This is a genomic window from Streptomyces sp. NPDC001153 (genome assembly GCF_053598315.1).
In genome coordinates, this window is sequence record NZ_JBSFJZ010000022.1 from 83,846 (window position 1) to 96,872 (window position 13,027).

The window sequence follows — 13,027 nt, forward strand, 5'->3', positions numbered from 1 at the left end:
CTTACGTCACTTGGCGGCAGCGGCAGGGGTGTCCTCGCCGAGCAGCTTGCCGTCGCTCGTCTCGAACTGCTTCTTGAACTCCGCCACCGCGTCGTCGATCGCCTGGATCGTGTCGTCCGACATCTTCGCGCCCTCCTTGATGGAGGTCATCAGGCCCTGGTACTTCCGGTGCAGGAAGTCGATCAGTTCCTTCTCGAAGCGGCGGATGTCACCGACCGGCACGTCGTCCATACGGCCGTTGGTGCCGGCCCAGACGGAGACAACCTGGTCCTCGGTGGCCATCGGCTGGTACTGGTCCTGCTTCAGCAGCTCGACCATGCGCGAACCGCGCTCCAGCTGGGCCTTCGAGGCCGCGTCCAGGTCGGAACCGAAGGCGGCGAAGGCCTCCAGCTCACGGAACTGGGCGAGGTCCACACGGAGACGGCCGGAGACCTGGCGCATCGCCTTGTGCTGCGCGGAACCACCGACTCGGGAGACGGAGATACCGACGTTCAGCGCGGGGCGCTGACCGGCGTTGAACAGGTCCGACTCCAGGAAGCACTGGCCGTCGGTGATGGAGATGACGTTGGTCGGGATGAACGCCGAGACGTCGTTGGCCTTGGTCTCGACGATCGGCAGACCGGTCATCGAACCGGCACCCATGTCGTCGGAGAGCTTGGCGCAGCGCTCCAGCAGCCGGGAGTGCAGGTAGAAGACGTCACCCGGGTAGGCCTCACGGCCCGGCGGGCGGCGCAGCAGCAGGGACACGGCGCGGTAGGCGTCGGCCTGCTTCGAGAGGTCGTCGAAGATGATGAGGACGTGCTTGCCCTCGTACATCCACTGCTGGCCGATGGCCGAACCGGTGTACGGCGCCAGGTACTTGAAGCCGGCCGGGTCGGACGCCGGGGCGGCGACGATGGTCGTGTACTCCAGGGCGCCGTTCTCCTCCAGCGCGCGGCGCACGCCGGCGATGGTGGAGCCCTTCTGGCCGATGGCGACGTAGATGCAGCGGACCTGCTTCTTGGGGTCGCCCGAGCGCCAGTTGTCGCGCTGGTTGATGATCGTGTCGACGGCCAGGGCGGTCTTGCCGGTCTGGCGGTCACCGATGATCAGCTGACGCTGACCGCGGCCGATCGGGGTCATCGCGTCGACGGCCTTGTAGCCGGTCTCCATCGGCTCGTGCACCGACTTGCGCTGCATGACCGTGGGGGCCTGCAGCTCCAGCGCACGGCGGCCGGACGTCTCGATCTCGCCGAGGCCGTCGATCGGGTTGCCGAGCGGGTCGACAACGCGGCCGAGGTAGCCCTCGCCGACCGCGACGGAGAGGACCTCACCGGTACGCGTGACCGGCTGACCCTCCTCGATGCCGCTGAACTCACCGAGGACGATGGCACCGATCTCGCGCTCCTCGAGGTTGAGGGCGAGGCCGAGGGTGCCGTCCTCGAACTTCAGCAGTTCGTTGGCCATGGCCGAGGGAAGACCCTCGATCTTCGCGATGCCGTCGCCGGCAAGGGTGACCGTACCGACCTCCTCGCGCGAGGCCGCGTCCGGCTTGTACGACTGGACGAAGTTCTCCAGCGCGTCCCGGATCTCCTCCGGCCGGATCGTGAGCTCCGCCATCTGGGTTCCCTGCTCTCCTTGTTGGGCCCGAAGTTTCACTTGGGGGGGATGGGGACTCCCCCCTATAAGAGGTGAATCCTCTGCACGGCCCAACCAGGGCCGTAATTACGTACTGCTTTTCTCGAAATATCGAGTTGTCTCGAATATCGAGTTGCTGCTAGCTCGCCATGCGGCGGGCGGCGTCGTCCAGGCGGTCCACGATCGAGCCGTTGATGACCTCGTCACCGACCTGCACCCGGATACCGCCGATGACCTCGGGGTCCACGTCCAGGTTGAGGTGCATCCGGCGGCCGTAGAGCTTGGCGAGGGCGGCGCCGAGGCGCTGCTTCTGGCCGTCGCTCAGCGGCACCGCCGAGGTGACGACAGCGACCATCCGGTCCCGGCGGTCGGCGGCGAGCTTGGACAGGGACTCCAGTCCCGCTTCCAGGCTACGTCCACGCGGCGCGGTCACAAGGCGCGTCACCAGACGCTCGGTGATCGGCTTGGCCCGTCCGCCGAGCAGCCGGTGCAGCAGCTCGGTCTTGGCCGCCGCGGAGGCGGCGCGGTCGGTCAGCGCGGCGCGCAGCTCGGTGCTGGAGGAGACGATCCGGCCGAACCGGAACAGCTCGTCCTCGACGTCGTCGAGGGTGCCCGTCTTCTCCGCGGCCGTGAGGTCGGCGATGCTCGCCAGCTCCTCCAGCGCGTCCACCAGGTCGCGGGGCTGCGACCAGCGGGAGCGCGCCGTCCCGGCCACCAGGTCGGCGGTCGCGCCGCTGACCTGGCCACCGATCAGACGCTGGACCAGCTCCGCCTTGGCCTCTGCGGGCTGCGCCGGGTCGGTGAGGACCCGGCGCAGGCCGGCCTCGCGGTCGAGCAGCGCGGTGACGGCCGCCAGCTCGTCGGCGAGCGAAGCGGCGTCGACGGACGTGGAGTCCGTCAGCGCGTCGAGACGCTCACGTGCGGCTGCCAGGGCCTCGCGGCTCGCTCCGTTCATCGCGTGGCCTCGGCCTTCTCCTCGAGCTCGTCGAGGAAGCGGTCGATCACACGGCTCTGGCGGGCGTGGTCCTCGAGGGACTCACCGACGAGCTTGCCGGCCAGTTCGGTGGCGAGCTTGCCGACGTCCTGACGCAGCGTCTGCGCGGCGGCCTTGCGGTCGGCCTCGATCTGGGCGTGACCGGCGGTGACGATCTCCTCGCGCTGCCGCTGGCCCTCGGCCCGCATCTCGGCGATGAGCGCGGCACCCTGCTCCTGCGCCTCCTGACGCAGGCGCGCGGCCTCGTGCCGGGCCTCGGCGAGCTGGGCCTTGTACTGCTCAAGGACGCTCTGAGCCTCGGTCTGCGCGGCCTCGGCCTTTTCGATACCGCCCTCGATGGCCTCGCGGCGCTCTTCCAGAACCTTGTTGATGTTCGGGAGGAGCTTCTTGGCGAGGAAGCCGAAGACGATGACGAAGGCGATCAGGCCGATGACGAGCTCCGGCCACGGCGGAAGGAGGGGATTCTCCTTCTCCGCCGCAAACTGAACCCATGAGTGGGTCATCTCAGTGCCTTTCGTCGAATGGGCTGTCGCTGACGTTCGTCTTAGTAGACGAACGGCATGACGAGGCCGATCAGGGCCAGCGCCTCACAGAACGCGAAGCCGAGGATCTGGTTGGCGCGGATCAGACCGGCCGCCTCGGGCTGGCGGGCGAGGGCCTGCGTGCCGTTGCCGAAGATGATGCCGACGCCGACGCCGGGGCCGATGGCGGCCAGGCCGTAACCGACGGAGCTGAGCGAGCCAGTGACAGCGGCAAGGGTCTGGGACATGCCAGTTCTTCCTTTTCTTTACGGACCGGTGGGGGTTGGCCACCGGACGACCAGGGGGTGCGGAGCGGGGCAGCTCAGTGGTGCTCGGCGAGCGCGCCCTGAATGTAGGAGCAGGTCAGCAGGACGAAGACGTACGCCTGGACAGCCTGGATGAAGAGCTCGAAGGCGGTCATGACGATCGTCATCGAGAAGGAGACGGCGGAGTAGGCGATGCCGATGCCGTTCAGCATGTACCAGCTGGCGACCGTGAAGAGCACGAGCAGCGTGTGACCGGCGAACATGTTCGCGAAGAGTCGCACCGCGTGCGTGAACGGGCGGACCAGCAGGTTCGAGAACAGCTCGATGGTCATGGCCAGCGGGAGCACCGCACCGAGCGACTTGTCGTAGCCGGTGATGTTCTTCCACGCGCCGACGAAACCGTGCCGCTTGAAGGTGAGCGGAACCCAGACGAGGTAGACGATCAGGGCCAGGACCATCGGGTAGGCGATGATCGAGGTGACCGGGAACTGGGCGACCGGGATGATCGACCAGAGGTTCATCATCCAGACGAAGAAGAACAGCGAGACGACCAGCGGGACGTACTTCTCGCCTTCCTTCTTGCCGATGGTCTCGTAGACGACACCGCGGCGGATGAAGTCGTAGCCGGCCTCGGCGACCATCTGGAGCTTGCCCGGGACGACCTTGGGCCTGGCGAACGCGGCCCAGAAGAAGCCCACCACGATGATGGAGCCCAGCAGGGCAAGCAGCATCGGCTTGTTGAAGTAGATGCCGTTCGTATTGCCCCAGAGCGGCTTGAAGAGGAACGAGTGCAGGCCCGGAGCGACGGTGTCGAAACCGCACCCGGAGAACAGGTGGCAGCTCGAGTCGAAAGCGAGCGTCTGCGTCGGGTCAGCACTCACCGCGGGCTCCTTCAGCGTGGCGCATAGGTACGGCAACCTCGTTGTGTCGGCGCGGCGCACGGCCGCGGTTCGGCACGGGACTGGTGTTACGGATGTGGGGGCGGCTGGGGGGCATCTCGCCTCGCGATTGAGCAGGCGTCAGCTCGGATGCCCGCGCCCGCGATGCCGCAGTTGGCACCGGACGATAGCAGGGTCTCTCTGGCGTCTTTATCCCGGCCCTACCCCTCACGACGAGTGCCCCGACTTGTGGGACTTTTCGCTGCTCGAGGAGGACGTCGAATCGGGCTCGACATAGAGAATCTTGGACTTCATGTGCGCACGCGTCTGTGCGGCGATCCAGGCGAGCGTGCCGGCGACGAGCGTGAGCGCGAAGGCCCTGGGATTGAAGAGCGTGGTGTTCTTGAACGCGGCCACGAAGACGAACATCAGCAGGATCTGGGCCGCGTAGAGCATCAGTCCCATGGCCTGGAAGAGATGCGGAAGCGATCGGGCGGTGCGCTGGAGCACGTAGAGGCCCAGCCCCATGAAGAGAATCACCAGCAGCGTCGCGACGACGGCCCCGATCGCTCCCTTGCCGCCCGCGACCACACCGCTGACGACGGCGGCAATCGCGCCGACGGCAGCCGTGGGCACGGCAGCCTGGGCCAGAATCCGGACGTCATTGGACGGCATGGCGGCAACTCCGCTTTCACAGGGGGCAGGGTGTCGTCATGGACGAGCGTAGTCCCGGGCTGAGTGATCGAATCCTCAGGTCGAGGGGCCCACGCACTTGGGTCCTTCGACTGTCTCCGGGTTCTCGTGAACCGTATCACAAACTATTTGATGAGGTCTTTACCCGGTGGGTGTGCTTGCTGTCACACATGAGAGTGACAGTGCCCGTCTGTGCAGAAACGGCACCCACTTGTCTGGTATTAGGGGACTTTGCTCCCCCATGAGCGGGCAATGCTCTCGTTAGATTCTTACCTTGGACTGGCTCAGTGTCGGTCAAGGAAACGCGAACGAGCGCCGATCGCGGTCGCTCCGTTGACGCCCGAGATCCCGGCGGTGACAGGGGCCCGTTCCTCGGCCTCCTGCGTCTCCTGAGGCTCCTCGGCCTCCCTCGCCACGGCGGCCCGGGCCGCACGGCGGCGCAGCCGGTAGCGCGGCGGCACGAACCGCTGGGCCCACACCGGCACCCGCGGCGTGAAGCGCGGGAGCAGCAGCAGGACCAGTCCCACCGCGCTGAGGAAGACCACGCCCAGCACGATCCACATCGAGGCCGAGTTGACCGAGTAGGCCAGCGCGCCGAAGGCGATCAGCGCCGACCAGAAGTACATGATCAGCACCGCCCGGCTGTGCGAGTGGCCGATCTCCAGCAGCCGGTGGTGCAGATGGCCGCGGTCGGCCGCGAACGGGGACTGGCCGCGCCAGGTGCGCCGTACGATCGCGAGGACCAGGTCGGCCGCCGGCACCGCGATGATCGTCAGCGGCAGCAGCAGCGGGATGTACACCGGCACCGTCTGGTGCACCGCCGCCTTCTCCGACCCCGTGAACAGCGCGAGCGCGTCCGGGTCCAGCTGACCGGTGATCGAGATCGCGCCCGCCGCCAGCACCAGGCCGATCAGCATCGAGCCGGAGTCACCCATGAAGATCCGCGCCGGGTGCATGTTGTGGGGCAGGAAGCCCAGGCACATGCCCATCAGGATCGCCGCGAACAGGGTCGCCGGGGCGGCGGCCTCGATGCCGTACGAGTACCAGATCCGGTACGAGTACAGGAAGAACGCGGCCGCCGCGATGCAGACCATGCCGGCCGCCAGACCGTCCAGGCCGTCCACGAAGTTCACCGCGTTGATCGTGATGACGACGAGCGCCACGGTCAGCAGCGTGCCCTGCCACTGGGTCAGCGCCACGTTGCCGACGCCGGGGATGGGCAGCCACAGGATCGTCAGACCCTGGACCACCATCACGCCCGCGGCGATCATCTGGCCGCCCAGCTTGATCAGCGCGTCGATCTCGAACTTGTCGTCCAGGACGCCGATCAGCCAGATCAGGGCCGCGCCGGAGAGCAGGGCCCGCGGCTCGTTCGACTTCGCGAAGACCTCGTTGAGGTTGGTCAGGTGGTCCGCGACCAGCAGGCCCGCGCACAGGCCGAAGAACATGGCGATACCGCCGAGACGCGGAGTGGGTTCGCGGTGCACGTCACGCGCCCGGATCTCCGGCATCGCCCCGGCCACGATCGCGAACTTCCGTACCGGCCCTGTCAGCAGGTACGTCACCGCGGCCGTGATGCAGAGCGTCAGCAGGTATTCACGCACAGGCTTCCCCACGGGTCTCGCTGGCCATCACAGCCCCATACCCTAGCGATGGACGTATACGGATGGGGACTTCCGGGTAGCCACGATGGTTGCACGCCTGGCTGTGGATCCTGGCGCACATCGGGATGTACGGGGCAGCGCCTACCCCCGTTCAGCCCGGGTACGGCGGAAAACCTCCTGTGAGAACGCGCACCTCCTCCCGGGCCCCGGCCGCGTCCCGCTCGTCGCGCAGCACGGCCGCCATCAGCGCGGCGATCCGCACCATCTCCGGCTCCCCCATGCCCTGCGTGGTCACCGCGGCCGTGCCCAGGCGCAGGCCCCGGCCGTCCCCGTGCGGCAGCGCGCAGCAGTCCAGGACGATCCCGGCGGCGGCGAGCCGGCCGCGCGCGGTGCGGCCGTCCACCCCGAGCGGTGCCGGGTCGGCGGTGATCAGGTGGGTGTCCGTGCCGCCGGTGGTGACAGTGAGGCCCTCGGCGGCCAGGTGACCGGCGAGCACCCGTGCGTTGGCGACCACCTGATGGGCGTACACGGCGAAGGCCGGCGTCGCCGCCTCACCGAACGCGACGGCCTTCGCGGCGATCGTGTGCATCTGCGCGCCGCCCTGGGTGAACGGGAACACCGCCCGGTCGACGCGCTCGGCCAGTTCGCTCCCGCACAGGATCATCCCGCCGCGCGGACCGCGCAGCACCTTGTGCGTGGTCGCGCAGACGATGTCGGCGTACGGCACCGGGTTCGGCGCCGCGCCGCCGGCGACCAGCCCGATCGGGTGCGCGGCGTCGGCGATCAGATAGGCCCCGACCTCGTCGGCGACCTCGCGGAAGAAGGCGTAGTCGATGTGCCGGGGATAGGCGATCGAGCCGCACACGATCGCCTTGGGACGGTGGCCCAGGGCCAGGTGACGCACCTGGTCGTGATCGATGAGCCCGGTCTCCGCGTCCACCCCGTACCCGACGAAGTCGAACCAGCGGCCGGAGAAGTTCGCGGGCGAGCCGTGGGTGAGATGGCCGCCGTAGTGCAGACCGAGGGCGAGGACGGTGTCGCCGGGGCGCAGCAGGGCGGCGTAGGCGGCCAGGACGGCCGAGGAGCCGGAGTGGGACTGGACGTTGGCGTGTTCGGCGCCGAACAGCTCCTTGGCCCGGTCGATGGCGGCGCGTTCGGCGAGGTCGACGAGCTCGCAGCCACCGTGGTGCCGGGCGCCGGGATAGCCCTCGGCGTACTTGTTGGCGAGCGCGGAGCCGAGGGCGGCCAGCACGGCCGGCGAGCAGTAGTTCTCGGCGGCGATCAGCTGCAGGGTGGTGGACTGCCGGTCCAGCTCCGCGAGGAGGATCTCGGCCATCGCCGGGTCCTGCCGCCGCAGGACGTCGGTCTCGAGGGTAGGGGTGACCGACATGGCGGGCTCCCGGGCGGTCGACGGTGACGTATGACCAATGTAGGCCGGGGATGTGCGGTATGCCCGGTATCGACGTCGAACGTCTACGTACGCGCCGGTAGCCCGGTCAGCGCCGTCACCACCGGATCCAGCGCCTGGTGTATCTCGTCCCCGATCGACCGGAAGAACGTCAGGGGTGCCCCGTACGGGTCGTGGACCTCGTCCGCCTCCACCGTGGGCGCGAGCAGCCACCCGCGCAGCGCCGCCGCCGCGCGGACCAGGGCGCGGGCGCGCATGACCACGCCGTCCTCCAGCGGCGGCAGCGTGGCCGGGTCTATCGCGCGGACCAGGCGGGTGAACTCCTTCAGGGTGAAGGTGCGCAGGCCCGCCGAATGGCCCATGGAGATGACCTGGGCGCGGTGGTCGCGGGTCGCGGTGAGGACCAGGTCGGCCATGATGACGTGCTCGTCGAGTAGCTCCCTGCCGGTGAAGCCGGAGGCGTCCGCGCCGAAGTCGGCCAGCACGGCCTCCGCGTTGGCCTCCATCGGGGCGCCCTCGTGGCCCCAGGTGCCCGCGCTCTCCACGATCAGCCCGCCGCCGAGCACGCCGAGCCGCTCCGCCACGAAATGGCGGGTCAGCCGCTCGGTGATGGGCGAGCGGCACACGTTGCCGGTGCTGACGTGGAGGATGCGGAAGGTGTCGCGCGGAAAGCCGAACGTCGTCGTCTGTTCCGCCGCACGTTCCCCGATGCCTATGCCACGCCCCGCTTCAGGGGCCGTCAATTGGCCACCTCGAGGTCGGGTACGACCTTGCGCAGCTCCTCCGGGGAGATCGCGCCCTCGCGCAGCAGCACCGGCACCCGGCCGGTGACGTCCACGATGGACGACGGCACGTTGCCCGGGGTCGGGCCGCCGTCGAGGTAGACGGAGACGGAGTCGCCGAGCATCTCCTGCGCGGCGTCGCAGTCCTCCGGCGCCGGGTGGCCGGTGAGGTTGGCGGAGGAGACGGCCATCGGGCCGACCTCGGTGAGCAGCTCGATGGCGACGGGGTGCAGCGGCATGCGGACGGCCACCGTGCCCCGCGTGTCGCCCAGGTCCCACTGGAGGGACGGCTGGTGCTTGGCGACGAGCGTCAGGGCGCCCGGCCAGAACGCGTCGACCAGCTCCCACGCCAGCTCGGAGAAGTCCGTGACGAGGCCGTGCAGCGTGTTCGGGGAGCCGATGAGGACAGGGGTGGGCATGTTGCGGCCACGGCCCTTGGCGGCGAGGAGGTCGGCGACCGCCTCCGAGGAGAACGCGTCGGCGCCGAGGCCGTACACCGTGTCGGTCGGCAGGACCACCAACTCGCCCCGGCGGACGGCGGACGCGGCCTCGCGCAGACCCGTCACGCGGTCGGTCGCGTCGTTGGTGTCGTATCGCCGTGCCATGTCTAGCGGGCCTCCTCGTACACGTGCTGCGGGACTTCGGAAAAGACTGTGGTCGGGGTGGTCACGGCAGCGCCTTGCGGGCGGTCGCGAACCGGGGGCGGTTGTTGAGGTCGGGGTGGTCGGCCGCGTCGGCCCAGCCCCGCTCCTCGGTGAAGATCCACGGCACCTGGCCGCCCTGGGTGTCGGCGTGCTCGATCACGACGACACCGCCCGGGCGCAGCAGCCGGTGCGCGGTGCGCTCGATGCCCCGGATCAGGTCGAGGCCGTCCTCGCCGGAGAACAACGCCATCTCGGGGTCGTAGTCACGGGCCTCCGGGGCCACGTACTCCCACTCGGTGAGCGGGATGTACGGCGGGTTGGAGATCACCAGGTCGACCTGCCCGTCGAGGTCGGGGAAGGCCGACAGGGCGTCCCCCTGCCGCAGGTCGACCCTGGACCCCGCCACGTTCTTCCGCGTCCACACCAGGGCGTCCTCGGACAGCTCCACGGCGTGCACTCGGGAGCGCGGGACCTCCTGGGCGAGGGCGAGCGCGATGGCGCCGGAGCCGGTGCACAGATCGACGATGCACGGCTCGACGACGTCCATGGCGCGCACGGCGTCTATGGCCCAGCCGACCACGGACTCGGTCTCGGGCCGGGGCACGAAGACGCCCGGCCCGACCTGGAGTTCCAGGTAGCGGAAGTAGGCCCGCCCGGTGATGTGCTGCAGCGGCTCGCGCTGTTCGCGCCGGGCGATGACCTCCCAGTACCGGGCGTCGAAGTCCGAGTCCTTCACGGAGTGCAGTTCGCCGCGCTTCACACCGTGCACGAACGCGGCGAGCTCCTCCGCGTCGGTGCGCGGCGAGGGCACGCCGGCGTCGGCCAGCCGCTGGGTGGCCTGGGCCACCTCCGCGAGCAGCAGGTTCACGCAAGTCCTCCGTGTCGTGCTCGTCGTTGCGTAGGTGTCTTACGCGGCCGCCAGCTTCGCCGCCGAGTCGGCGTCGACGCAGGCCTGGATGACCGCGTCGAGGTCGCCGTCCAGGACCTGGTCCAGGTTGTACGCCTTGAAGCCGACGCGGTGGTCGGAGATGCGGTTCTCCGGGAAGTTGTAGGTGCGGATCTTCTCGGAGCGGTCGACCGTGCGGACCTGGCTGCGGCGGGCGTCGGCGGCCTCCCGCTCGGCCTCCTCCTGCGCCGCGGCGAGCAGCCTGGAGCGCAGGATACGCAGCGCCTGCTCCTTGTTCTGCAGCTGGCTCTTCTCGTTCTGGCAGGAGGCCACGACGCCGGTCGGGAGGTGCGTGATGCGCACCGCGGAGTCGGTGGTGTTGACCGACTGGCCGCCCGGGCCGGAGGACCGGTAGACGTCGATGCGGAGGTCGTTGGGGTTGATCTCCACGTCCACCTCCTCGGCCTCGGGGGTCACGAGGACACCGGCGGCGGAGGTGTGGATACGGCCCTGGGACTCGGTGGCCGGCACGCGCTGCACGCGGTGCACGCCGCCCTCGTACTTCAGCCGGGCCCACACGCCCTGGCCGGGTTCGAGCTGACCGCGGGCCTTCACCGCGACCTGGACGTCCTTGTAGCCGCCCAGCTCGGACTCGGTGGCGTCGATGATCTCGGTCTTCCAGCCGACGCGCTCGGCGTAGCGCAGGTACATGCGCAGCAGGTCGCCGGCGAAGAGGGCCGACTCGTCGCCGCCCGCGCCCGCCTTGATCTCCAGAATGACGTCCTTGTCGTCACTCGGGTCGCGCGGGATCAGCAGGAAGCGAAGCTTCTCGGTGAGCTCCTCGCGCTGCTTCTCCAGGTCCTTGACCTCGGCGGCGAAGTCGGGGTCGTCGGCCGCCAGTTCGCGCGCGGTCTCGGTGTCGTCGCCGGTCTGCTTCCAGGAGCGGTACGTGGCGACGATCGGGGTGAGCTCGGCGTAGCGCTTGTTCAGCTTGCGCGCGTTCTGCTGGTCGGCGTGGACCGACGGGTCGGCGAGCTTCTTCTCCAGATCGGCGTGCTCGGCGACGAGTTCCTCGACGGCCTCGAACATCTTGGGCTCCTGTACTGCGGTGAAGGGAAGGGCGGGCGACCAAAAACGCCGGTCCCGGGCACACCCCCACGAGGGCGTGACCGTGGACCGGCGAAATGGGGCTCGCTACTTCTTGGAGCCGGCGGCAGCCTTGCCGAAGCGGGCCTCGAAGCGGGCCACACGGCCACCGGTGTCGAGGATCTTCTGCTTGCCCGTGTAGAACGGGTGGCACTCGGAGCAGACCTCGGCCCGGATGGTGCCGGACTCGATGGTGCTACGGGTGGTGAACGACGCGCCACAGGTGCAGCTGACCTGCGTCTCGACGTACGCGGGGTGGATGTCGCGCTTCAAGGTGTCTCCTAGGTTCCGGGAGGGCGCCGGGTCGCTGCCGCGGGGTGCGGGAGCGTGAACCGGAGCCGACGTACCAGTCTGCCAGGACTGGGGCCATCCACCCAAACCGGGGGTGCGGTTGTTCTATTCCTGCGGGTGAGCCGGAGTGTTCCCGCGGGTGAGCGGGAGTGCCGCCGGCTACCTCACCACGCCCTGGGCCTCGCCCGTGGCCGTGCCCGCCGTGGCCGACCTCGGGATCGGGCGGTCGTTCTTCAGGGCGTCCCAGACCAGCTGGGCCTTCCGCTTCTCCATGAGCACGCGGTTGGGGTTCGCCGGGTCGTACTGGACCGGCATGGTGATCATGGTCATGTTCTTGGCGCCGATGCCCTTGAGGCCGTCCGCGAAGTCGATCAGGGAGTTGACCGAGCCGAGGTCGGAGTCGGTGGTGACCGTCCTGGTGGCGGTGTCGGCGAGGTCGTACAGCTTCTTGGGGCTGGTGAGGACACCGACGTGCTTGACCTGGTTGAGCAGCGCCTTGACGAAGGCCTGCTGGAGCTGGATGCGTCCCAGGTCGGAGCCGTCGCCCACGCCGTGCCGGGTGCGGACCAGGCCGAGGGCCTGCCGGCCGTCGAGGGTGTGGGTGCCGGCCTGGAGGTTCAGGTGGCTCTGCGGGTCGTCGATGCTCCTGGACGTGGTGACCGGGACGCCGCCGAGGTCGTCGATGAGCTTCTGGAAGCCCGCGAAGTCGACCTCCAGGTAGTGGTCCATGCGGATACCGGTGAGGGACTCGACGGTCTTCACCGCGCAGGCCGCACCGCCGGTCGAGTAGGCCTCGTTGAACATGGTGCCGTTCGCGGCCGGGTGCGTGGTGCCCTTGGTGTCGGTGCAGGCCGGGCGGTCGATCAGGGTGTCCCGGGGGACGGAGACCACACTGGCCTTCTTGTGGCCCTCGTAGACGTGGACGATCATCGCCGTGTCGGAGCGGGCGCTGCCGTCGTCGGTGCCGCCGCCGAGCTTCTTGTTGGAGCCGGAGCGGGTGTCCGAGCCGAGGACCAGGATGTTCTCGGAGCCGTTGTCGATCTTCGAGGGCCGGTCGTTGCCGAGGGCCTGGTCGATGTCGACGCTGCGGATGTTGCCGTTGAGCTTGAAGTACAGGTACCCCGCGCCCGTACCCGCCAGCACCACCACACCGGCGGCCGTCCAGGCGGCGACGCGCACGGCCTTGCGGCTCTTGCCGCGGGCCCTGCGGCGGCCCTTGCCACTGCGGCGGGGGCCGTCCTCGCCCGGCGTGGTTATGGCGGGCTCCGGCGTGCTCTCGGCGGACACATCACTCCTA

At 69.2% G+C, this 13,027-nt stretch carries 14 protein-coding genes; all 14 read right to left on the minus strand.

What is annotated here, in order from left to right:
- Positions 1-6 precede the first annotated feature (6 nt).
- Complete coding sequence (atpA, locus tag ACWDEN_RS24885; RefSeq protein WP_351616363.1) at positions 7-1,599, minus strand: F0F1 ATP synthase subunit alpha; 1,593 nt, start codon at positions 1,597-1,599, stop codon at positions 7-9.
- A 157-nt stretch (positions 1,600-1,756) separates the two neighbouring features.
- Positions 1,757-2,572: a F0F1 ATP synthase subunit delta gene (locus ACWDEN_RS24890; protein ID WP_351616365.1), complete on the minus strand. Its 816-nt coding sequence runs from the start codon at positions 2,570-2,572 to the stop codon at positions 1,757-1,759.
- Positions 2,569-3,114 (minus strand): F0F1 ATP synthase subunit B, encoded by a 546-nt coding sequence (locus ACWDEN_RS24895; protein WP_351616368.1) that lies wholly within the window; start codon positions 3,112-3,114, stop codon positions 2,569-2,571. The genes ACWDEN_RS24890 and ACWDEN_RS24895 overlap by 4 nt, the downstream gene beginning before the upstream one ends.
- A gap of 41 nt (positions 3,115-3,155) precedes the next feature.
- Positions 3,156-3,380 (minus strand): ATP synthase F0 subunit C, encoded by a 225-nt coding sequence (atpE, locus tag ACWDEN_RS24900; protein ID WP_228623583.1) that lies wholly within the window; start codon positions 3,378-3,380, stop codon positions 3,156-3,158.
- Positions 3,381-3,454: 74 nt separating this feature from the next.
- On the minus strand, positions 3,455-4,279 hold the full coding sequence (gene atpB, locus ACWDEN_RS24905; RefSeq protein ID WP_351616371.1) for a F0F1 ATP synthase subunit A: 825 nt from the start codon (positions 4,277-4,279) through the stop codon (positions 3,455-3,457).
- Between the two features lie 225 nt (positions 4,280-4,504).
- Entirely contained in the window at positions 4,505-4,951 is a 447-nt protein-coding gene (locus tag ACWDEN_RS24910) for a hypothetical protein (RefSeq protein ID WP_351616374.1), read from the minus strand.
- A 302-nt stretch (positions 4,952-5,253) separates the two neighbouring features.
- Positions 5,254-6,573, minus strand: a complete 1,320-nt coding sequence (locus tag ACWDEN_RS24915) for an MraY family glycosyltransferase (RefSeq protein ID WP_351616375.1) — start codon at positions 6,571-6,573, stop codon at positions 5,254-5,256.
- 151 nt (positions 6,574-6,724) lie between these two features.
- Complete coding sequence (locus tag ACWDEN_RS24920) at positions 6,725-7,963, minus strand: serine hydroxymethyltransferase (RefSeq protein ID WP_351616377.1); 1,239 nt, start codon at positions 7,961-7,963, stop codon at positions 6,725-6,727.
- 83 nt (positions 7,964-8,046) lie between these two features.
- The gene (locus ACWDEN_RS24925; protein WP_351616380.1) at positions 8,047-8,724 is read right to left on the minus strand and encodes an arsenate reductase/protein-tyrosine-phosphatase family protein; all 678 of its coding nucleotides are present in this window, start codon (positions 8,722-8,724) and stop codon (positions 8,047-8,049) included.
- Entirely contained in the window at positions 8,721-9,368 is a 648-nt protein-coding gene (locus tag ACWDEN_RS24930) for an L-threonylcarbamoyladenylate synthase (protein WP_351616382.1), read from the minus strand. The genes ACWDEN_RS24925 and ACWDEN_RS24930 overlap by 4 nt, the downstream gene beginning before the upstream one ends.
- A 61-nt stretch (positions 9,369-9,429) precedes the next feature.
- A complete protein-coding gene (gene prmC, locus ACWDEN_RS24935; RefSeq protein ID WP_351616385.1) occupies positions 9,430-10,275 on the minus strand; it encodes a peptide chain release factor N(5)-glutamine methyltransferase in 846 nt (281 codons plus the stop codon).
- Positions 10,276-10,314: 39 nt separating this feature from the next.
- Complete coding sequence (gene prfA / locus ACWDEN_RS24940; RefSeq protein ID WP_351616388.1) at positions 10,315-11,382, minus strand: peptide chain release factor 1; 1,068 nt, start codon at positions 11,380-11,382, stop codon at positions 10,315-10,317.
- A gap of 105 nt (positions 11,383-11,487) precedes the next feature.
- Positions 11,488-11,712: a 50S ribosomal protein L31 gene (gene rpmE / locus ACWDEN_RS24945; protein WP_014675000.1), complete on the minus strand. Its 225-nt coding sequence runs from the start codon at positions 11,710-11,712 to the stop codon at positions 11,488-11,490.
- Positions 11,713-11,889: 177 nt separating this feature from the next.
- Positions 11,890-13,017 carry an LCP family protein gene (locus ACWDEN_RS24950; protein WP_351616390.1) on the minus strand — a complete coding sequence of 376 codons (1,128 nt, stop codon included), beginning with the start codon at positions 13,015-13,017 and terminating at the stop codon, positions 11,890-11,892.
- Positions 13,018-13,027 lie beyond the last annotated feature (10 nt).